Raw genomic sequence first — 23,373 nt, forward strand, 5'->3', positions numbered from 1 at the left:
AAGACAATTCCTAAGCGGCTGTCCGGAAATTGCATTTTCATAGCAAAAAAAGCCCCATGTAATTCAAACTATTCTTACCACTGCCATAAAACTGGCTACCGTTATCAAACCCCTATTAACGCTTTTACCGATGTAGAAAAAAGAAATACTCAAACATCACTGACCTGTTTGCTTCTTTGTGTTTGCCCTGTAAGGCAATGGATTAATATCTCCGTAAACAATTTTATGAGGTAATGATTTTGATACGGCAATCAGGCGTAAACCCGGTAGGCATGGCCATCGACCCGCAACCTGTAACAACCTCCACTACAGAACCGGAGGGTCGATGGAGAGGGTGGGAGGTGATCCAATCGGGGGCTAGTGCATTTGTTCGGTCACTGCACCCCTTGTATGATCCACTCAATAGCCACCGCCATCTGCCAGTGCAGGATGTTGCCGACTCTGCTGCTGGCATTGATCCTTGGGGCGTTGTTGGCCAGAACAATAATTTTCATCAGTTCACTGCACTGGCAGGACGGGCGATAGCAGCCTATTCCGGCATGCCTTCAGAAATCAATAGTCTGCTGAGCTATCTTGCCAACCTGGCGGCTGTGGGCCGGTTTGCCAGCGATCAGCTGAATGCGTTCAATGCTTGCGGCGGTTCGATACCTGAGCCTGGCACACACAGGGAAAAGACACCGGACGAGACTTTGGAAAACACGAAAGGCAAAGCCAGAAAAGCCTCACAGAACCTACGACACCAGTATGATAAATCCGCCGCCCCAACGCTACGGGCCAGCCAGTTGCCAAACACACCCTTGGCACTGGGGGCTCTGGTCGGCCTGTCCGCGGTCGGTGCGGCATCAGCATCCGCCTCTGACTGGATTAACGTGACGGATGCCAAGACCCTGGGCGATATCTGCCATGATGCGAAATTCCCATGTGACAAAGATTATCGCCTGATTGATGATATCGACGGTAGCCAATTGCCCCGGTCCATTGGGGGTAAATACAAATACAATGGTTTCACCGGCAAGTTGGACGGCAATTATCGTACTATTGGCAATTTATCGAAGTGCCTGGTAAAACACCTGTCCGCTAGGGGCCGTATCGAGAATCTGACCCTTAGTGATGCCAATATAAAAACCTCACCGGATTCGGTCGGGGTAGTGGCTTGTGAAATGTCTGACAACGCCATGATCAATAATATTCGGGTTGAACGTGCTCACGTTGCTACCAATAAAGAACACGTAGGCGCAGCTATTGGCGTGGGCAAAGTAAGCGTAGGAACTATTACTAACATGACTGCATTGAACTGCAAGGTGAAAACCGACAACACTGGTGCAGATGCTGGTATTGGGGCTGGATCGATGAGTGATGGAATCGTTAACAACACAATGGCGGTGAACTGTACTGTTGAAACAAAGGGAAGCTCAGCAAATGCCGGTATTGGGGCGGGATCTCAGAGTGATAAAGGAACGGTTACAAGCACGACAGCGTTGAACTGCACGGTGAAAACCGAGAACACTCATGCAAATGCTGGTATTGGGGTGGGATCTCAGAGTGATAAAGGAACGGTTACAGACACGACAGCGTTGAGCTGCACGGTGAAAACCGACAACACTTATGCAGATGCTGGTATTGGGGCTGGATCATCGACGGGGGGGGGGGGAACCGTTAACAACACAATGGCGGTGAACTGTACTGTTGAAACAAAGGGAACATCAGCAAGTGCCGGTATTGGGGTGGGATCTCAGCGTGATAAAGGAACGGTTACAGACACGACAGCGTTGAGCTGCACGGTGAAAACCGACAACTCTTATGCAGATGCTGGTATTGGGGCTGGATCATCGACGGGTGGTGGAATCGTTAACAACACAATGGCGGTGAACTGTCATGTTGAAACAATGGGAGAATCAGCATACGCCGGTATTGGCAAAGGAAACCTTTATGGAAAAGCAAGTATCGCCAACACCAGGGTGTTCTATAGCACCGTTAAAAGTGAAAATGCCGCTGTGGATATCTTCAGAGGATCTAACCCTGTTATTTGTAATGTCATTGTTAATGACGAACAACGAAGCACTGCCAAGGGGTGTGACTATTGGCAGAATAATGATGTCTGTGGAACTATTGCCCACGACTTGGCAAAACTAAAGCACCAAATCGATAATTATTGTCCTAACACAACAATTGGGCCCAAGGTGCAAAAAATGACCATCTTCGACCCGGGTTCTGCTACATTTGCCGCACCAACACCGCCAATGGCATCATCAAGCCCTGCCGTTATAGCTTTTATCGCCATCGTGGGCACGGTGATTTTTGTGCTGGTCTATGTCGCCTACCGCTCTTACAGCCAAAGGTCATCGACTAATGCTGGTCGTAACCGCGCGGAACCCATGGTGCCCCCAGCCAGCGGCCACCCCCGTGCTGAGGGACAGCTGCCTACTCCTCCCCGGGATCGTTACCAACCGGTGCCGTTCAGGCCGAGGAACACGAGACCGCTGCCTGCTCCTCCCCGGGATCATTACCAACCGTTGTCGTTCAGGCCGAGGAACACAAGACCGCTGCCTGCTCCCCCAGACCATTACCAACCGTTAACGTTCAGACAAGGGAACACGGCAACAGGGGACAGCAATCCTCCCGTGGGTAATGAAAAAGAACCCGCCCCCCCTGACATCCCTGTGTACTTAGAACTGACCGAGTATGAATCCATCGATAACCATGGTGAACCGGTAGGTAGGCAACAGATAGCAGAAGCCTCATGCGAACAAAGGGAAAGAGATAAAAAATCCCCTGCTCACAGCCATGCCATGAACCCAGCCTTTTCCAATGCTTTCTACATGAATTTTCAGTGAGGCCAACGCGCGGTGAAAGCGATTATTCCAGCGCATAGTCTTCAGCCACTCAAGTGGGTCAATACCCAGGCGCTCCAGGATAGGCGGAACATCGTCAGTTATACGACCACAGTTGCCTTTGCGGATAATTCGGCCAGACCAGTCGACCAGTTCAAAGTAGCTACTGAGTGGGTATGGAATAGCCTGTTCGGGGTGTGACTGGTCAATAGAGAGGTTATCATGCAAGCAACAACAGCCAAGGTGTACGATGGCGGCTGTGCAAGCCAGGTGGCTGGCAGTTCTGTTAATGCGCCCCAAAGTGACGCTGTCAGTGGGCAGAAACCCTCGCTTCCCAAGCCACAAAATTACGGTACATGGACAGTTGAGCGCCGTTGCCCACTGGATATGCAGTCAAGTTCTTGCTGTGGGGGGGGCCCTCGTTATCGGGAAAGTGTCATCAAGGCTCTTGCAGAGTATCAATTACTGCCTGAAACGCCGACAAAATCGGTGAGTGGTGTAAGCGAACAGGGGGATTGATATTAGGTTGATAGATTTGAATTTGAACCACAAAGGCACAGAGACACAAAGAAAAGATTTCTTTTTTCTTCCTTTGTGACTTTGTGCCTTTGTGGTGAAAGTCTTTTTATATAATCGATAGGGTTGACTCGTATCATGCTAACTATTTTCCCGCTATCAATAAGTAAGGTATATTCCCCACCTTTCTTATCCAGCCCACCTTCCATCCTTATCTAATGAGGCAAGACAGTGATTAACTCAACTGCTCTGGATCATCTGCCCGCATCCAAAGATCTGGCGGCGCTGCAACAGCAAATGGCCAATATTCATCTGCGCAGCCTGTTTGCTGAAGATCCAAACCGGTTTGACCGCTACAGCCTTGAAGCTGCTGGCCTGTTTCTTGATTACTCAAAGCATCTGATTAACGACGATGTCATGGCATCCCTGGTAACGCTGGCGGAGCAGGCCAATCTGGCACAAGCCCGTGACGCCATGTTTGCCGGTGACAAGATCAACTACACGGAAAAGCGTGCGGTGCTCCATACGGCACTGAGAAGCTTTGGTGATGCTCCGGTGATGGTGGATGGTGAAGACATCATGCCCGGGATCCGTGAAACCCGTGCCCGTATGCAGGCCATGACTGAACAGGTTCACTCCGGACAGTGGCTTGGCCATACCGGCAAGCCGATCAAACACATCGTGAATATTGGTATCGGTGGTTCTTACCTGGGGCTCAAAACCGCGATTAATGCCATGACTCCTTACCACGTTAAGGGTTTTGAGCATCACTTTGTGGCGAATATTGACCCTAACGAGTTGTCTGAAGTCTTGGGTAAAATCGATCCGGAAACCACGCTGTTTATCGTTGCCTCCAAGTCCTTTGGTACTCTGGAAACCCTGCAAAATGCCCAGGCGGCCAGAGCCTGGATGATTGCCCAGGGCTGTGCCGAGCAGGACATCCGTAAGCACTTTATGGCCATCTCCACCAACCTGAAAGCCATTGACCAGTTTGGTATTGCCCAGGAAAATACCCTGCCGCTGTGGGACTGGGTTGGCGGTCGCTACTCCCTCTGGTCCAGCATTGGCCTGTTGATTTCCATGGTGGTCGGCTACGACAACTTCGAGCGTCTGCTAAAAGGCGCTGAAGCCATGGACCAGCACTTCTGCACAGCTCCTCTGGCAGAAAATATGCCGGTGATTGCCGGTCTGCTGGGCGTCTGGTACCAGAACTTTATGGGTGCTGAATCCCATGCTGTTATCTCCTATGACTACTTCCTGCGTGATCTGCCGGGCCACTTGCAGCAGGTGGATATGGAAAGTAACGGCAAGCGTACCCGTGAAGACGGCAGCACCGTTGCCTACCATACCGGATCCGTCATCTGGGGCGGAACCGGTACTAATGACCAGCACGCCTACCACCAGCTGCTGCACCAGGGCACCCGGTTAATTCCCGTGGACTTTATCGCTCCGGCCACCACTCATAACCCGATTGGCGAACAACATCCCTGGCTGTTTACCAATGCGCTGGCCCAGAGTCAGGCCATGATGCAGGGCAAAACACTGGAAGAAGTGCGGGATGAACTCACCGCTTCTGGTATGGATGCTGGCCAGGTCGAACGTCTGGCTGCTCACAAGGTGATTCCGGGCAATCGTCCGAACAGTATGATTGTTCCAGAGAAGATCACACCGGAAACCACCGGTGCACTGATTGCCATGTATGAGCATAAAGTCTTTGTCCAGGGCACTATCTGGCAGATTAACCCCTTCGACCAATGGGGCGTTGAGCTGGGTAAAGTACTGGGTGATCGCCTGATTGAGAAAATTCGTGCCAAAGAGGAAACCACCGATCAGGATAGCTCAACCAATGGTTTGATCAGGCGTTTTAAGCATTTTAATCACTAACATCTGGTCGAATGTCCGGAATATTATGATTTCGGACATTGCTCTTATGGACTCGTTCCCACGATCAGCTCTTGCCAAAAGCCCATAAAAGGGTCTTACCGCGTCGGTTCCTGAAGGAGCCGACATTGGCAACCGCCATGCACCCTGCTTGCTCCAACCCAAGACCCTCGGGAACGCCTCCTTATCTGAAAAAATCAGGTATCATAGAATCCCTTCACCTTTTGATCATAGAAATAAGTACAACGCCATGATTACACCAGCAATCCCCCTGACCGATATCCACCGTCATCTGGATGGCAATATCCGACCGGCAACCATTCTCGATCTGGGCAGGAAGAACAATCTCCAGCTCCCGGCAGACAATCTGAAAGACCTGATTCCCCATGTCCGGGTCATCAGCCAGGAACCGGACCTGGTCAGTTTTTTAAGCAAGCTGGACTGGGGCGTTAAGGTCCTTGCGGACTACGATGATTGCCGCCGGATAGCCTATGAAAATGTCGAAGATGCCATGAACGCCCGCATTGATTATGCCGAGCTGCGCTTCAGTCCGGGGTACATGGCGATGACCCACGGCCTTGACCCTGAAGGTATTGTTGAAGCGGTGATTGACGGCGTGATTGCCGGTAGCCGTGACTTCGGTGTGGCAACCAACCTGATCGGCATTCTGAGTCGTACCTTTGGCCAGGAAGCCTGCCAGAAAGAGCTGGACGCCTGCCTTGCATGCAAAGACAAGCTGGTTGCGATTGATCTTGCCGGTGATGAGCTGGGTAAACCCGGAGCGCTGTTTGTTGACCATTTCCGCCAGGTTCGCGATGCTGGCCTGCACATCACCATTCACGCCGGAGAAGCCGCTGGCCCCGAAAGCATGTGGCAGGCCATCAGGGAATTGGGTGCTACCCGCATAGGCCATGGGGTAAAAGCCATCTATGACCCTGAGTTGATGGATTATCTGGCAGAACACCAGATCGGTATTGAGTCCTGTCTGACCTCCAATATCCAGACCAATACCTTCCCCGATATTCAGAGCCATCCACTCAAGCAGTTTCTCGACCATGGTATTTTGGCCACTATCAACACGGACGATCCGGCGGTGGAAGGCATTGAACTGCCCCATGAATATGAGGTTGCGGCACCAGCAGCCGGGCTGACACAGGATGATATCCGCCAGGCACAGGAAAACGGTTTAAGTATTGCTTTTTTATCTTATGAGGAAAAAGTTGCTTTGCAAGCCAAAGCAAAGAACCGTACCTGAAAGCTGTGTTATGTTCACTCACGTAGGCCGCATTGTGCAACTTGTTCTTTGATACTGTTCTTTATCTTGTTTGTATCGAGATTTCGATATTGAAATGAGTCTGTTTTGATAGAGTATATCGAAACATTCAGACGGTGAATGTTGGCCAAGTCAGGGGGTGCTGTCAGAAATAGTTGGGGCCAGTCAGCCTACAGTCAGTGCGGGTTTAAAGAAATTGGAACAGGAACGGCTGATCGAAAGCTGTCACCGTAAAACCAAAAACGGGGGTAACGCCAGTAAAATTTACCGGATGCTGTTTGAGCCGTTTGTGTTCAAGCGTATCAGGGAAGAACAATACAATTGCTTCGGCCAGCGGATCGACGATCCTCGCATGACCGACACTTCATGGGCGGATGGTTTCGAGTAAGTGAGCATAACAACCGCATCGACAGGACTACGCCCGTGATGCAAGAGGATATACCTTGGTTCCCACGGTTACCCGTGGGAATGCAACCCCAACTCCCCGTTTAAACCTCCGTGCAAAAACAGGTTGCTCTTCATCCAGCAGGCTTCTGCTACCCCTTTAAGCAGGCATCCAGTCTGACACAGGATGTCCCTTTCCGACGAGCCGTTATCCAGCATCCAGTTGCGCTGCCGAGTAATTATCAGTAATTAGCCATGAGTGGCTCCCGGTAAGCAGCGTATCACTGCAAACAGAATAAAGATGATAACAAAGGCCAGAAAACGGCATTTTCTGGCACACAGAGGTTAAACGCCTGAAGGCAAGGAAAGGACAACGGCCATGGATTCTGAGCAAATACAAAAAGATTCAAGTAGTGAAGCACTTGTCACTATTAATGGCCCATTCCATGCTGAGGGTAAGGCTCCGTCTGGGCAGATGACCGATCACCGCAAGCTTAAAGGGCAGGTCGTGGCAGAACCTGTTGATAACGGGGGGGGGGCAAGAGTATCCCCCTGAGCCGTGGGAACAGGATTCCAGAACTATAGAGCAGAGGCTTTTGTCTGACATCAGTGCACTGTCTGCGGCTGCAATCAGTGATAAGAGTGAACTCAGGAAAAAACTGTCAGAACTCTACAAAAAGGCCCATGAGCTGATGACCTGTTACAACCAGAGAATCCAGAGCCTGTTGATGGATGATCGTTTTTTATACCGGCACTCCTCTGAAATCTCAGCGTTCATGATTCGGGGATTAATGCCGCCACTGGAAAAGATAAAAAGTCTGGAAAAAACACTGGCATCAACACGGAAAAAATCAGAAGAAGAACCCATCGAGCAACTGCAGCAGTCGGCGGTGGATGAATTGGCAAACGTTGAGAATGTATTTAAAGAGGCCAAAAGTCGGCTAACCAGATATACCAAACCCTTAAAGCCGGCACAGATACTTCAGAAACAGTTAAGCCAACGCCTGGAACAGGAAGCGTCGGAGCTAAAGCAGCAAGTACAGAACCCCGGTGTTACAGCCTCGTTGCATAATATGGCCAGCACCTCTGCTAAACCGATATCCACCATTAAGGTTGAACCTGCCCATACTGCCCCCTTGCCACACCCGCAGAGCCAGAAGCCGACATATTCAGCGGAAGATCTGGTATCACAGCCGCTAAAAGCACTGGCAATAACACTCGATACTGACAGCCCTGAGAACGGCAAAAGAGCCAGCCAGTCTGTTATCCGTTTCGTGGCTTCGGAATATCAGCGCTATGTCCCTCTCAGCCCTTTTCTGTCAGCGGCCGGGCAGAAGTGCGAACGGTTGTCAATGAACCCTGATAAGGCCTGTAAGGCATGCCAGGATGCCCTGGCACTGCTGAACAGTGTTTCATCCGCTGACGAGCCGGAGCTGTCCCTGGAGTCGTTGACTCAAATCGACAAGGCCATTGGCAAACTGGCTTCCTTCGATAAAAAGTTGCCTGGTGAAGTCTGGCAGCTATTAACAGAGCTGACACCTGACCAAGGCAACAGTCGATACCATTTGTTAAACCTGCTGTGCCGTAAGCTGCTTTTGGATGGCCCCACACCGTTAACACAAAAAACGGTACTGAATAAATTTAAAGACGTTGGACAGCTGCTATGCCAGTCTGGAGAAAATGCTGAAGATCAGGCGTTTGATCAACAGTTTATCAATGCCTATGGCCCGATATTTACCTCGCCATCCCACCTGAAAAAAACACTCAATGTGGTGAATAAACCCCATGAGACTCAGGCACTGTTGCAGATGTTTGCCCGCCAGAAAGCCGATGAACAGGCTCGCCTGGCAGAGATGATTGAGGCGTTCAAAGTGATTGGCGATGAACAGAAGCTGGCATGCCTGATGTCGGGAGCGGCTGCTTTTGACTGTCTGATAACCACAATACCGGAACAGCTGACGTCGGAAATCAATGGTTATCGCCCGGCTGAAACCAGCCAGACCCATAAGCAGTTAACCGACGCCGTACTCACAAAGTATTCGGATTATTACAAGACCACGGGGTTAATCCGAAAGCAGGCAGAAAACATCAACAGCGAGTGCGAACACAGCCAGTCTGAACACGCGACGATTCTCTCCCAACTCAGCAGACAACTGACGGAAACACTGGCTTGCTCAGATACCCGGCAGGAAGCGCTACTGAACAACATAGATACCGAACTACAGAAAATCACCGATCAGTCGCCGGTAAACGCACAGGCAAAGCAAGCCATTGCCGGGTGCCGGACACACATCCAGGAAGCCATTTCGGAGAAGTCTCTGACCAACGACCAGGCCAGTAAGATCATCGCACTGTTTCTTGAAGTCCGGACCTGTATAGAGGAGCCCGATGCAACTCAGGCCAGGAACAGTAACGTTGATATTCCACAAGCGCTTGTGCAGGAAATGGCATCGCTGGAAAGCGGTACCTCGGCAAAATGGTACAACCAGCTGTTCACCGGTCAACTGCAGGAACAGAGAACGAAAACGCTGGGAATTGTGCGTAACATTCTGGATGCCTGTCAGCAAACACGTGCCGCAACCATGTCAATGGCCAGTTTTATTGAGATATCCGCCCTGGAGATGACCAGGGATAATGACGATCCACTGATCAAGCAACTGGGCACAGAGCTGCAGGCTTATGCTGACCGGCTGAAAACCGTTTGATTCCGTTCAGTCTTAACCATCACCGGCTGGCTTATTCTGTAGCCGACCGGTGTCTGTTACCCGCCGGATCTCTTGGCATCAAAACCCGCTTTTTTCAAATGTTCAACCATGATATCAACATGGTCTCCCTGAAGTTCAATATTACCCTCTTTAACCGCACCCCCGCCGCCACAGCGCTTCTTTAACTGCTTGGCAAACGCTTTCAGTTCATTACCTGACAGTGGCAGCCCGCTGATGACGGTGACCAGTTTACCGCCTCGTCCTTTTTTCTCCGGGCGGACCCGCACATTGCCATCGCCCACCACTTCCGGTTGGGCGGCTTCTTCCTTGATTCGACCAACATCGGTGGAATAGACCAGTTTACTGTCCGAGCTACGTTGATAGTTGCTCATTGCTAACCTCTGGGTTCAGAAAATGATCTTTTTAACAAAAAAACAGTATCAGGTCTTGAAGAAAAAGCTGCCTCACAATTCTCCTCATTGTGCAGAGTGACCGATAATCAGGATGGTAAATGACAGTGAAGTACGTGGTCAGTGTCAGTCAACCAGCCGGTTACGCAGCAGTTTGGTATTCGAAAAGTATTCCTTGTTTTCCATAAAATATTCCTTGTTACTTTCCAAAAATAAGACGTTTTATCATTAGCCAGGGATGCAGAGGTTAGCCGACTGGGTACAAACTCACCTAACAGGGGACTTTGCAAAGTTTGAGCAGGGTTGCCTGAAACAGAAGGGTTCTGGCTATTGCCAGCTTCCAGGTAGGTGGTTAACAGCTCTTCGACTTTATCATGAACCGGGTGTATGCTTGCCAGAAGTTCAGAACGGGAAATCATTATATCAGCAATTAACTGACTGTCGTCTGACCCGTTCCAGAAATAGTGCTGAAAATCGGCAAAAAAATCGTCGAAGTCTGCTGTCTTGACGGAACTGTCAAAAAAATCATCCAGAAAAAATTGTCCGGAATAACGTTTACTCAATTTGACCAGCTCTTGCTCAACCCTATCAAGCTCAGGCATATCTTCGGCTCCAGCCATACGCTTACGGTCTTTCAGTCGTTTCATTATTGTTGAAAAAGCGTTTGCCTTCTCGTAATTAGTGATTACATCAATAAATTCACTTATTTCTTTTTTAATGACATCCGCTTTTAATGCCTCAGTAATTACCTTTGTTTTTTTTCTGATCTCATCTTTGTCATCTTTATTTTCTACCTGCAATTGAAACTGGTTTAAAAGCGTTATGAATCGGTCTGTTTCCAGCTGAAGCTTCAACAATAAGGCATTGAAGTGTTCAAGATATATCACCTGTTGAACCTGTTGGGCGAAGTCCAAAATACCAATATCATTTTTCTCAACCCTGTGTCTTATCCCTTTCTTCAGTGTGTCAATGATGATCAAAAACACTTCGCGTTGTGCGGCCTGGCTGTCCATTACCGGGAATTCATGATTTTTGTTAGTCACCAGCACTGCTTGTGTGCAACCGGGGTCTGGATGCGGGACAAAACCACCCCCTATGACCATTTGGAATGTTGCTCCGGTGACATCTTCACCAGACTCAGTGGTCAACACCGGAAATTGGTATTTTTTCCTCTCTATGCAGGGCGGACAGTCATAAAACTCTTGATGCCTGACCTTTGGTGTGGACCAGCAGTCATGCCATCGTTTAATTGACATATAGTGGTGCCTATAGTGAGTCGCGCCATATCCAAAAAAACCATAGTGACAATTTACGACTCCTTCGACTCCTTCGACTTTTTCCCTGTGCAACCCGATGCCCGCTTCAGCCATGTTTGCCGGAGACAAATGCCCTTTAAATGTACTGTCCCTTAACTCACCGTCATCTGTGTAGTAGCTTTTTTCAAGCATGGATTTTACGGCATGAAAATCTTCACGTTGAACTGGAGTCAAGGCGTATATCCTTCTCTCTTGTAATTTTTGGACGATCACATGAAAATCAGGGCCTCGCCACTCATCGGCAACCACTATATAGCGGCTGGATAAATCCATTTCTACCAGGCAACTGCTTGACTCGCACGAATCAACCAGGATGGGATGCTGGCAGGATACTGCCTGTACAACCCGTTGATTGTTGTCGACTCCATGCTTATAGTTCTTAGTATGTATATTCAGCTTGATGACATTACCAAACCCTTCGTAGGGTTTGTCTTCCTGATACCAATTCCCCCGGCGATCATATATGGCGTTAATTGTAAGATTCATCTGCTTTCCATGACCCCGTCTTGGCAGCAACTTGAAATGACCTGTTTTCGCTGGTTTGAGATGATATGCAAACAGTGACGAATCTGACCATTTAAGCCCGTGACAAGTTCCTGATTTTTTTTGCACGCAATAGTTGTTTATCAATCTCAAATTGCGTTCTCTGTTAAGTCGTTAACCTAGCCCTAATACTGTCGTTCATCACCGCTGGCAATAAGCACAATAACAGCTGCTCCGGTTCCCCAGTTTTATTTCCTTAATGGTTTTGCCGCACTTTATGCACGGCAGGCCAGCCCGGCCATACACCGCCAGCTCCTGTTTAAAGTAACCGGGTTTGCCATCTCCCCCGACAAAATCACGCAAGGTGGTACCGCCTTGTTCAATGGCTTTGGCCAGAGTCTCTTTGATGGCGTCAACTAACCGTTCATAGCGGTTCAGAGAGATTTTGCCACAGGCCCGGTCAGGCCTTATTCCGGCTTTGAACAACGCTTCACTGGCATAAATATTACCGACACCGACCACTACTTTATTGTCCATGATAAACGTCTTGACAGACTGGCTTCTGCCCCGGGACATTTGCCATAGACGCCGGGCCGTGAACTCACTGTCCAGCGGTTCAGGCCCCAAATGCTTGAGCAGCTTATGTTCATGGAGAGGGCGTGCAGACCAGAGAACAGCGCCGAAGCGGCGAGGATCGGTGTATCTTAACCGTTGGCCATCGGTCAGCAGAATATCAATATGGTCGTGTTTTTCCGGGGGTGTATTGGTTGTTATCACCCTCAGGCTGCCGGACATCCCCAGGTGCAGAATCAGGTGGCCTGACCCGGTATCCAGCAGCAGATACTTTGCCCTTCTCTTTACCTGCCTGATCGTCTTGCCACTGAGAATTTGATTGATATTGTCAGGCACCGGCCAGCGGAGTCTGGGTTCACGGACGATGATTTCCTGAATGGTGTGACCTTCAATATGAGGCTTAATGCCTCGCCGGGTGGTTTCAACTTCTGGTAGCTCCGGCATGGTTGTCTGCTCCATTGATACATTCAAACTCTTGATTTAAACCGCAACGAACGCAACATTCGTTGTTAAGTAGTTAACCAAATGAAATCATATATTTCTGACTAAGTTGTCAGTCACTCTGCGGCGTTGCAACTCCGGTCACATAGCTACGGCTATGCTCCCTACGTTGCGCCTTGCATAGCAACTGCCCACTTAGCCAGAAATATACGATTCCATTTGGCCAACTACTTATGACCTCAGGCTCAAGCTGCCTGGTTAAGTTTTTAATAAAAATATTTCTGGCACCATTGATATCACGATCAACAGTAAAGCCATTACCCTTTATTACCTTTAAAGCTCCAAGTCTATCATCAATCGATCCATTCCATGAGCGGGTTTTTGATGTGTAGGCTTCGTTGCAATCCACGACATGTTTGCCATATTTTTTGCTTTTGCCCAAACAGTCGATCTACTTGCTTCATTAAGCCCTGAAATGGGAGATTCTGTTATGCAGTCCCAACAGTTTCAAGACCTTCTTAATGCATATCACAGCCCCTGTAGGAACTCTTCCATCCAGTCATCGTTGTTGACCAGTTCTGACTCTGTCGCCAATGAATCCAATGTCGCCAATGAATCCAATGTCGCCAATGAATCCAAATTCCATTCCACTATTTTATCAAGCCCAAGTGGGTCTTTTCTCCTGTTCTCGCTGGCTTCATGCCATTCTTTCCGTGTTTCTGAATCCACTGCGTAGCTCATTTTGCAGATAGCAGTGCTTAATTCAACATAAGTCATTCGGCTTCGGTGGGGGTCCAGCAGTTCAAGTTCTGCATTTCCCAATTCGCGAAAACGATCCAGAGCTTCCATTGCCGTGTCAAAGTTAGAGAGCGACCCTTGAATGCGACTGTTGGCAACCTGGTTCCCTTGAGTTGCTATGCTTGCCCTTGCTGGAAGCCCTTTCTGAGGGATTGATGTTACTACTGGCGTTTTTGCTGCCTCAATCTGTTCCAACTTGGCAATCACCGCTTTCTTAACGAGGTCTGGAGCAATGCCGTCTTTATCATCTTTGATAACCGGGCTGAGTGCCGTGCATAAACGGGCGTTTAGCTGGCCGCTGCTGGCATAGTGTTCAAGAGATGACCAGACCGCAGGCTTTAAGGGTTTATGGCAATTGATTAGTCTAATAATCAGAGAGGGTGCCACCAGGTGTGGTATTTTTTTAGGCTTGGCTTTCTTGGGCTCTTTGGTTCTCGCTTGCATTTGGGCTAATTTTGCCTCAAGCCTGATCGCATAGGGATCGCGCTTGTCCTGAGGCTTTTTATACCATTGTTCTGTGAACTCGGTTGCCTTGAAAAAGGCGGTTAACTGTTGCAATGTCCAGTTCTTTATAACAAAGCCGGTATCTCTGAGGGTAAACTCTGGATTTTGGAGTACAACCGGATCGCCATCGGCTGGCAAAACGGTTAGTCTTTGATTCTTGAATTGATATTCTGTTTGTTCAAGCTCAATTAACATGGCCGTGATAAAGCGCCACAGGCGTTGCTGGCCCGACATGGCGGGATCACCACCGACCATCACCCCTCTTTTATCATCTGTTGCCACTCGGTTTGAAAAGCAGAGATCCGGTATTTTCTCTGGTTCAGGTAGAGAGTGGTTGGTGAGCAGCATTCCTTCCAGCAACCGTTGCTGAACCGTGACATCAGGAGCGGTTTCAAGTGTAGCCTGATAGTCAAGACAGACATCCATGAATTGCTGCATTTTGTGTGGTCCAAGCACCCGATGTAACCCGCGCCACTGTGAGATGGTGGGCAAGGTTTTGAATAGCTCATCCATCTTATCCGCGTATTTTAAGCGGTTATCTTCTGATTGTTGCCAGAGAATCTCCAGCATCGTGCGTTTGGATTGCGTGAAGTCAAATCGCTGGCCAAGCTGTTGGCAAAGTGGTTTTAATGCATACCACTGTTCCTGAGTTGGGGCTGGCTTCAGGTTTCTGCACAGTTCAAGATATTCCAGCATCTCAGATTCAGGGAGTTGCGTTAGTGCAAATTTTGTTAAAGCCAGTGGTGCAGGAATGGATAATGCCTGAGTGAGTACTCCTTTGCAGCGTGGATTTTCACGATATTTTTCCATCCAGAACTGGATACCAGTTCCTCCATGGATAGCCAATATCGGTAGCAATGATTTCAGCGCAGCACGAACAGCCACTCTGCCATTTCGAGGACTCTTGTGGGCAGCCAGATATTGTTGGAATTCGGCAATTTTCATGCGCCATTTTGCGGGCCCGGAGAAGAACAGGGCCAGTGCTTTCATTTGACTCGATTCTAAAAGATCTTCATCACTATTGTCGTCGCCATGTTCAGTGGTACAACCATACTGATTAAGACATTGGCGCAGTGTTTTCTCATTTTCAGTCAGTTTTTCTCTTGAGGGCAAACCAAAACTTGTAAATATTCGGCAAGAAAGTTTCAGAATATTCTTATTTTCATCCGAGGGTAGCCATTGAACGAACGCTTCCACCTTCGCTTTGTCGGGCAAGCCCCTACTACTCATCATGGAGGAAAAGGCCCGCAGCAGCTCCAGGCTGAATTCGCCGTTCACCTTCCAGCACTCCCACGCTTTGAGCGCTTCCACCTTCGCTTTGTCGGGCAAGCCCCTACTACTCATCATGGAGGAAAAGGCCCGCAGCAGCTCCAGGCTGAATTCGCCGTTCACCTTCCAGCACTCCCACGCTTTGAGCGCTTCCACCTTCGCTTTGTCGGGCAAGCCTTTGCCATGACACATGGAGGAAAAGGCCCGCAGCAGTTCCAGGCTGAATTCGCCGTTCACCTTCCAGCACTGCCACGCTTTGAGCGCTTCCACCTTCGCTTTGTCGGGCAAGCCCCTACTGCTCATCATGGAGGAAAAGGCCCGCAGCAGTTCCAGGCTGAATTCGCCGTTCACCTTCCAGCACTCCCACGCCACGAACGCTTCCACCTTAGCTTTGTCGGGCAAGCCTCTACTGCTCATCATGGAGGAAAAGGCCCGCAGCAGTTCCAGGCTGGATTCGCCGTTCACCTTCCAGCACTCCCACGCTTTGAGCGCTTCCACCTTCGCTTTGTCGGGCAAGCCTTTGCCATTACACATGGAGGAAAAGGCCCGCAGCAGTTCCAGGCTAAATTCGCCGTTCACCTTCCAGCACTCCCACGCCAAGAACGCTTCCACCTTCGCTCTGTCGGGCAAGCCTTTGCAATGACACATGGAGGAAAAGGCCCGCAGCAGTTCCAGGCTGAATGCGCCGTTCACCTTCCAGCACTCCCACGCTTTGAGCGCTTCAACCTTCACTTTGTCGGGCAAGCCTTTGCCATGACACATGGAGGAAAAGGCCCGCAGCAGTTCCAGGCTGAATTCGCCGTTCACCTTCCAGCACTCCGACGCCACGAACGCTTCCACCTTCGCTTTGTCGGGCAAGCCCCTACTGCTCATCATGGAGGAAAAGGCCCGCAGCAGTTCCAGGCTGAATTCGCCGTTCACCTTCCAGCACTCCCACGCTTTGAGCGCTTCCACCTTCGCTTTGTCGGGCAAGCCCCTACTGCTCATCATGGAGGAAAAGGCCCGCAGCAGTTCCAGGCTGAATTCGCCGTTCACCTTCCAGCACTCCCACGCCACGAACGCTTCCACCTTCGCTTTGTCGGGCAAGCCTTTGCCATGACACATGGAGGAAAAGGCCCGCAGCAGTTCCAGGCTGAATTCGCCGTTCACCTTCCAGCACTCCCAGGCTTTGAGCGCTTCCACCTTCGCTTTGTCGGGCAAGCCCCTACTGCTCATCATGGAGGAGAAGGCCCGCAGCAGTTCCAGGCTAAATTTGCCGTTCACCTTCCAGCACTCCGACGCCAGGAACGCTTCCACCTTCGCTTTGTCGGGCAAGCCCCTACTGCTCATCATGGAGGAAAAGGCCCGCAGCAGTTCCAGGCTGAATTCGCCGTTCACCTTCCAGCACTCCCACGCCAGGAACGCTTCCACCTTCGCTTTGTCGGGCAAGCCCCTACTGCTCATCATGGAGGAAAAGGCCCGCAGCAGTTCCAGGCTGAATTCGCCGTTCACCTTCCAGCACTTCCACGCTTTGAGCGCTTCCACCTTCGCTTTGTCGGGCAAGCCTTTGCCATTACACATGGAGGAAAAGGCCCGCAGCAGTTCCAGGCTGAATTCGCCGTTCACCTTCCAACACTCCCACGCTTTGAGCGCTTCCACCTTCGCTTTGTCGGGCAAGCCTTTGCCATTACACATGGAGGCAATCTGTTTCAAGCATGGGTTAGCAGCAACCGCCTGAATGTTTTCCTCGCTTTCTTCTGCAAACTTTTTTATCTGAGTCTTCGAATTGAGCATGCTGGTAAGGCAGCTGGTATTGGTAATCTGCTGGGGATTTACAGTTAAAAAGAACGTGTTGGCCCTGGCAAAATAGCCTTTGAAAGTCTGAGAATCTTTAACAATGCTGAAGTTTTTTAACCTGGAAAAGAGGGAATGTGCGGGCGGCTTTCCCCTGTCTCGCGCTAACTGGATTTTCCTGTCTTTGAGGTTTTTCAGAAGAGTCCCGGCATTCGTTAATATTGCTTGAATTTCTTGATTATTGAAATGTGTTCGCAGTTCATTTTGCTGGCTTACAGAAAATTCTGAAATTGATGTTCCACTGTTAATTTCTGTAGTGAGCGGTACATCCTTCATTGGTTCAGGCATGACCTGCACCATCGCTGAGGTATGTTCATTGCCAGTTAATAGCCTGTTGTCGCTGACTGTTGGTAGGTTTCTTGATAGGAAACTGATCACTCCCGGAAGCCTGGAAGCTGCGTCAGCAGGCATGGCCGGTTCGGTCTCCATTGGCTCCGGATTAGCAGGTAGCGAAGTTGCAGAACACATAATACGCATGCTGTTGTCAGTAACACGCCTGCGCTTTATGGATGGGATGGGCCCGGATTCAGATTGCAGTTGATGCGGTGGAAATGTTCCAGTGCCCGTTGTTGTCTGTTCCACCCGGTAACCTGACATGGATCGCTTTCTTTCTTGTTTTCGGCTGTTTGCTGGCCGGTGCCTTCCGGCTTCAGTGGCTGTTAACGGGGATGCCGTGTCTGCGGTTACTGAGGAGGAAGGTGACTGCATGGTTTCTTTGGGGATTACCTGTTTCCAGTTGGAGAATCGTCTGGGGATGACAACAATAGAACTGACCTGGTCAGCCCGGTAAAGTTCCAGGCAGCCGGTATCAGGGAAGGCTGACCTGTTTTGTCAGGCATTCTGGAGAATCAGAGTGCAGACGAGCTTTGTCGTCATTTGAACGGTCGAATAAATATTGAAGCAGTCGTATACACCGATGCAAGCCTTGCATATCACAGCCCTTGTAGGAACTCTTCCATCCAGTCATCGTTGTTGACCAGTTCTGACTCTGTCGCCAATGAATCCAATGTCGCCAACGAATCCAAATCCCATGCCACTATTTCATCAAGCCCAAATGGGTCTCTTCTCCTGTTCTCGCTGGCTTCATGCCATTCTTTCCGTGTTTCTGAATCCACTGCGTAGCTCATTTTGCAGATAGCAATGCTTAATTCAACATAAGTCATTCGGCTTCGGTGGGGTTCCAGCAGTTCAAGTTCTGCATTTCCCAATTCGCGAAAACGATCCAGAGCTTCCATTGCCGCGTCAAAGTTAGATAGCGGCCCTTGAATGCGACTGTTGGCAACCTGGTTCCTTTGAGTTGGTATGCTTGCCCTTGCTGGAAGTCCTTGCTGAGGGATTGATGTTACTACTGACGTTTTTGCTGCCTCAATCTGTTCCAACTTTGCAACCACCGCTTTCTTAACGAGGTCTGGAACCATGCCGTCTTTATCATCTTTGATAACCGGGCTGAGTGCCGTGCATAAACGGGCGTTTAGCTGGCCGCTGCTGGCATAGTGTTCAAGAGATGACCAGACCGCAGGCTTTAATGGTTTATTGCAATTAATTAGACTGATAATCATAGAGGGTGCCACCAGGTGTGGTATTTTTTTAGGCTCGGCTTTCTCGGGCTCTTTGGTTCTCGCTTTCATTTGGGCTAATTTTGCCTCAAGCCTGATCGCATAGGGATCGCGCTTGTCCTGAGGCTGTTTATACCATTGTTCTGTGAACTCGGTTGCCTTGAAAAAGGCGGTTAACTGTTGCAATGTCCAGTTCTTGATAACAAAGCCGGTATCTCTCAGGGTAAACTTTGGATTTTGGAGTACCACCGGATCGCCATCGGCTGGCAAAACGGTTAGTCTTTGATTCTTGAATTGATATTCTGTTTGTTCAAGCTCAATTAACATGGCCGTGATAAAGCGCCACAGGCGTTCCTGGCCCGACATGGCGGGATCACCACCGACCATCACTCCTCTTTTATCATCTGTTGCCACTCGGTTTGAAAAGCAGAGATCCGGTATTTTTTCTTGTTCAGGTAGAGAGTGGTTTGTGAGCAGCATTCCTTCCAGCAACCGTTGCTGAATCGTGACATCAGGAGCGGTTTCAGGGGTAGCCTGATAGTCAAGACAGGCATCCATGAATTGCTGCATTTTGTGTGGTCCAAGCACCCGATGTAACCCGCGCCACTGTGAGATGGTGGGCAAGGTTTTGAATAGCTCATCCATCTTATCCGCGTATTTTGAGCGGTTATCTTCTGATTGTTGCCAGAGAATCTCCAGCATCGTGCGTTTGGATTGCATGAAGTCAAATCGCTGGCCAAGCTGTTGGCAAAGTGGTTTTAATGCATACCACTGTTCCTGAGTTGGGCCTGGCTTCAGGTTTCTGCAAAGTTCAAGGTATTCCTGCATCTCAGATTCAGGGAGTTGCGTTAGTGCAAATTTTGTTAAAGCCAGTGGTGCAGGAATGGCTAATGCCTTAGTGAGTACTCCTTTGCAGCGTGGATTTTCACGATATTTTTCAATCCAGAACGGGATACCAGTTCCTCCATGGATAGCCAATATCGGCAGCAATGATTGCAGCGCAGCACGAACAGCCACTCTGTCATTTCGAGGACTCTTGTGGGCAGCCAGATATTGTTGGAATTGGGCAATTTTCATGCGCCATGTTGCGGGCCCGGAGAAGAACAGAGCCAGTGCTTTCATTTGACTCGATTCTAAAAGATCTTCATCACTATTGTCGTCTCCATGTTCAGTGGTACAACCATGCTGATTAAGACATTGGCGAAGTGTTTTCTCATTTTCAGTCAGTTTTTCTGCTGAGGGCAAACCAAAACTTGCAAATATTCGGCAAGAAAGTTTCAGAATATTCTTATTTTCATCCGAGGGTAGCCATTGAACGAACGCTTCCACCTTCGCTCTGTCGGGCAAGCCTTTGCCATTACACATGGAGGAAAAGGCCCGCAGCAGTTCCAGGCTGAATTCGCCGTTCACCTTCCAGCACTCCCACGCTTTGAGCGCTTCCACCCTCGCTTTGTCGGGCAAGCCTTTGCCATGACACATGGAGGAAAAGGCCCGCAGCAGTTCCAGGCTGAATTCGCCGTTCACCTTCCAGCACTCCCACGCCAGGAACGCTTCCACCTTCGCTTTGTCGGGCAAGCCTTTGCCATTATACATGGAGGAAAAGGTCCGCAGCAGTTCCAGGCTGAATTCACCGTTCACCTTCCAGCACTTCCACGCTTTGAGCGCTTCCACCTTCGCTTTGTCGGGCAAGCCCCTACTGCTCATCATGGAGGAAAAGGCCCGCAGCAGTTCCAGGCTGAATTCGCCGTTCACCTTCCAGCACTCCCACGCTTTGAGCGCTTCCACCTTCGCTTTGTCGGGCAAGCCTTTGCCATGACACATGGAGGAAAAGGCCCGCAGCAGTTCCAGGCTGAATTCGCCGTTCACCTTCCAGCACTCCCACGCTTTGAGCGCTTCCACCTTCGCTTTGTCGGGCAAGCCTTTGCCATGACACATGGAGGAAAAGGCCCGCAGCAGTTCCAGGCTGAATTCGCCGTTCACCTTCCAGCACTCCCACGCTTTGAGCGCTTCCACCTTCGCTTTGTCGGGCAAGCCCCTACTGCTCATCATGGAGGAAAAGGCCCGCAGCAGTTCCAGGCTGAATTCGCCGTTCACCTTCCAGCACTCCCACGCTTTGAGCGCTTCCACCTTCGCTTTGTCGGGCAAGCCCCTACTGCTCATCATGGAGGAAAAGGCCCGCAGCAGTTCCAGGCTGAATTCGCCGTTCACCTTCCAGCACTCCCACGCTTTGAGCGCTTCCACCTTCGCTTTGTCGGGCAAGCCTTTGCCATTACACATGGAGGAAAAGGCCCGCAGCAGTTCCAGGCTGAATTCGCCGTTCACCTTCCAGCACTCCCATGCTTTGAGCGCTTCCACCTTCGCTTTGTCGGGCAAGCCCCTACTGCTCATCATGGAGGAAAAGGCCCGCAGCAGTTCCAGGCTGAATTCGCCGTTCACCTTCCAGCACTCCCACGCTTTGAGCGCTTCCACCTTCGCTTTGTCGGGCAAGCCCCTACTGCTCATCATGGAGGAAAAGGCCCGCAGCAGTTCCAGGCTGAATTCGCCGTTCACCTTCCAGCACTCCCACGCTTTGAGCGCTTCCACCTTCGCTTTGTCGGGCAAGCCCCTACTGCTCATCATGGAGGAAAAGGCCCGCAGCAGTTCCAGGCTGAATTCGCCGTTCACCTTCCAGCACTCCCACGCTTTGAGCGCTTCCACCTTCGCTTTGTCGGGCAAGCCTTTGCTATGATACATGGAGGAAAAGGCCCGCAGCAGTTCCAGGCTGAATTCGCCGTTCACCTTCCAGCACTCCCACGCCACGATCGCTTTCACCTTCGCTTTGTCGGGAAAGCCTTTGCCATGACGCATGGAGGAAAAGGCCCGCAGCAGTTCCGGGCTGAATTCGCCGTTGACCTTCCAGCACTCCCACGCTTTGAGCGCTTCCACCTTCGCTTTGTCGGGCAAGCCTTTGCCATGACACATGGAGGAAAAGGCCCGCAGCAGTTCCAGGCTGAATTCGCCGTTGACCTTCCAGCACTCCCACGCTTTGAGCGCTTCCACCTTCGCTTTGTCGGGCAAGCCCCTACTGCTCATCATGGAGGAAAAGGCCCGCAGCAGTTCCAGGCTGAATTTGCCGTTCACCTTCCAGCACTCCCACGCCATGAACGCTTCCACCTTCGCTTTGTCGGGCAAGCCCCTACTGCTCATCATGGAGGAAAAGGCCCGCAGCAGTTCCAGGCTGAATTCGCCGTTCACCTTCCAGCACTCCCACGCTTTGAGCGCTTCCACCTTCGCTTTGTCGGGCAAGCCTTTGCCATTACACATGGAGGAAAAGGCCCGCAGCAGTTCCAGGCTGAATTCGCCGTTCACCTTCCAGCACTCCCACGCCATGAACGCTTCCACCTTCGCTTTGTCGGGCAAGCCCCTACTGCTCATCATGGAGGAAAAGGCCCGCAGCAGTTCCAGGCTGAATTCGCCGTTGACCTTCCAGCACTCCCACGCTTTGAGCGCTTCCACCTTCGCTTTGTCAGGCAAGCCCCTACTGCTCATCATGGAGGAAAAGGCCCGCAGCAGTTCCAGGCTGAATTCGCCGTTGACCTTCCAGCACTCCCACGCCACGAACGCTTCCACCTTCGCTTTGTCGGGCAAGCCTTTGCCATTACACATGGAGGCAATCTGTTTCAAGCATGGGTTAGCAGCAACTGCCTGAATATTTTCCTCGCTTTCTTCTGCAAACTTTTTTATCTGAGTCTTCGATATGAGCATGCTGGTAAGGCAGCTGGTATTTGTAATCTTCTGAGGATTTACAGCTAAAAAGAACGTGTTGGCCTTGGCAAAATAGCCTTTGAAAGTCTGAGAATCTTTAACAATGCTGAAGTTTTTTAACTTGGAAAAGAGGGAATGTGCAGGCGGCTTTCCCCTGTCTCGCGCTAACTGGATTTTCCTGTCTTTGAGGTTTTTCAGAAGAGTCCCGGCATTCGTTAATATTGCTTGAATTTCTTGATTATTTAAATGTGTTCGCAGTTCATTTTGCTGGCTTACAGAAAATTCTGAAATTGATGTTTCACTAATTTCTGTAGTGAGCGGTACATCCTTCATTGGTTCAGGCATGACCTGCACCATCGCTGAGGTATGTTCATTGCCAGTTAATAGCCTGTTGTCGCTGACTGTTGGTAGATTTCTTGATAGGAAACTGATCACTCCCGGAAGCCTGGAAGCTGGATCAGCAGGCATGGCCGGTTCGGTCTCCATTGGCTCCGGATTAGCAGGTAGCGAAGTTGCAGAACACACAATACGCCTGCTGTTGTCAGTAACACGCCTGCGCTTTATGGATGGGATGGGCCCGGATTCAGATTGCAGTTGATGCGGTGGAAATGTTCCAGTGCCCGTTGTTGTCTGTTCCACTTGGTAACCTGACATGGATCGCTTTCTTGCTTGTTTTCGGCTGTTTGCTGGCCGGTGCCTTCCGGCTTTAGTGGCTGTTAACGGGGATGCCGTGTCTGCGGTTACTGAGGAGGAAGGTGACTGCATGGTTTCTTCGGGGATTACCTGTTTCCAGTTGGAGAATCGTCTGGGGATGACAACAATAGAACTGACCTGGTCAGCCCGGTAAAGTTCCAGG

13 protein-coding genes and 1 pseudogene are annotated in these 23,373 nt (G+C 50.3%); 8 read left to right on the plus strand and 6 right to left on the minus strand.

Annotated elements, in window-relative coordinates:
- The first annotated feature begins 233 nt into the window (after positions 1–233).
- The 7 genes from O3276_RS17500 (at position 234) to O3276_RS17530 (ending at position 9,590) form a co-directional block, all read left to right on the plus strand.
- A complete protein-coding gene (locus O3276_RS17500) occupies positions 234–2,834 on the plus strand; it encodes a ZmpA/ZmpB/ZmpC family metallo-endopeptidase-related protein (protein ID WP_269672491.1) in 2,601 nt (866 codons plus the stop codon).
- 219 nt (positions 2,835–3,053) lie between these two features.
- The gene (locus tag O3276_RS17505; protein ID WP_269672492.1) at positions 3,054–3,350 is read left to right on the plus strand and encodes a hypothetical protein; all 297 of its coding nucleotides are present in this window, start codon (positions 3,054–3,056) and stop codon (positions 3,348–3,350) included.
- Between the two features lie 228 nt (positions 3,351–3,578).
- A complete protein-coding gene (pgi, locus tag O3276_RS17510) occupies positions 3,579–5,231 on the plus strand; it encodes a glucose-6-phosphate isomerase (protein ID WP_269672493.1) in 1,653 nt (550 codons plus the stop codon).
- 247 nt (positions 5,232–5,478) lie between these two features.
- Positions 5,479–6,483, plus strand: coding sequence for an adenosine deaminase (add, locus tag O3276_RS17515; protein ID WP_269672494.1), 1,005 nt, complete (start codon positions 5,479–5,481; stop codon positions 6,481–6,483).
- Positions 6,484–6,598: 115 nt separating this feature from the next.
- Positions 6,599–6,889: a helix-turn-helix domain-containing protein gene (locus O3276_RS17520; protein WP_269676011.1), complete on the plus strand. Its 291-nt coding sequence runs from the start codon at positions 6,599–6,601 to the stop codon at positions 6,887–6,889.
- 375 nt (positions 6,890–7,264) lie between these two features.
- Positions 7,265–7,441, plus strand: coding sequence for a hypothetical protein (locus O3276_RS17525; protein ID WP_269672495.1), 177 nt, complete (start codon positions 7,265–7,267; stop codon positions 7,439–7,441).
- 40 nt (positions 7,442–7,481) lie between these two features.
- Complete coding sequence (locus tag O3276_RS17530; protein WP_269672496.1) at positions 7,482–9,590, plus strand: hypothetical protein; 2,109 nt, start codon at positions 7,482–7,484, stop codon at positions 9,588–9,590.
- A 56-nt stretch (positions 9,591–9,646) separates the two neighbouring features.
- On the opposite strand, the gene yciH is transcribed toward O3276_RS17530, so the two are convergent.
- The 5 genes from yciH to O3276_RS17555 form a co-directional block, all read right to left on the minus strand.
- Positions 9,647–9,982 (minus strand): stress response translation initiation inhibitor YciH, encoded by a 336-nt coding sequence (gene yciH, locus O3276_RS17535; RefSeq protein ID WP_269672497.1) that lies wholly within the window; start codon positions 9,980–9,982, stop codon positions 9,647–9,649.
- Between the two features lie 107 nt (positions 9,983–10,089).
- Entirely contained in the window at positions 10,090–11,928 is a 1,839-nt protein-coding gene (locus O3276_RS17540; protein ID WP_269672498.1) for a hypothetical protein, read from the minus strand.
- Positions 11,929–12,000: 72 nt separating this feature from the next.
- Positions 12,001–12,816: a bifunctional DNA-formamidopyrimidine glycosylase/DNA-(apurinic or apyrimidinic site) lyase gene (gene mutM, locus O3276_RS17545; RefSeq protein ID WP_269672499.1), complete on the minus strand. Its 816-nt coding sequence runs from the start codon at positions 12,814–12,816 to the stop codon at positions 12,001–12,003.
- 109 nt (positions 12,817–12,925) lie between these two features.
- The gene (locus O3276_RS17550; RefSeq protein WP_269672500.1) at positions 12,926–13,255 is read right to left on the minus strand and encodes a zinc ribbon domain-containing protein; all 330 of its coding nucleotides are present in this window, start codon (positions 13,253–13,255) and stop codon (positions 12,926–12,928) included.
- Between the two features lie 86 nt (positions 13,256–13,341).
- Positions 13,342–17,925, minus strand: a complete 4,584-nt coding sequence (locus tag O3276_RS17555) for a hypothetical protein (protein ID WP_269672501.1) — start codon at positions 17,923–17,925, stop codon at positions 13,342–13,344.
- Between the two features lie 120 nt (positions 17,926–18,045).
- On the opposite strand from O3276_RS17555, the pseudogene O3276_RS17560 reads away from it, so the two are divergent.
- Positions 18,046–18,201, plus strand: a pseudogene (locus tag O3276_RS17560) (IS1595-like element ISEnu2 family transposase); the annotation flags it as partial.
- Here the strand turns inward: O3276_RS17560 and O3276_RS17565 are convergent.
- The gene (locus tag O3276_RS17565; RefSeq protein WP_269672502.1) at positions 18,150–23,282 is read right to left on the minus strand and encodes a hypothetical protein; all 5,133 of its coding nucleotides are present in this window, start codon (positions 23,280–23,282) and stop codon (positions 18,150–18,152) included. The pseudogene O3276_RS17560 and the gene O3276_RS17565 sit on opposite strands and share 52 nt — an antisense overlap.
- Between the last annotated feature and the right edge of the window lie 91 nt (positions 23,283–23,373).

Source organism: Endozoicomonas sp. GU-1 (genome assembly GCF_027366395.1).
Taxonomy (GTDB): Bacteria; Pseudomonadota; Gammaproteobacteria; order Pseudomonadales; family Endozoicomonadaceae; genus Endozoicomonas.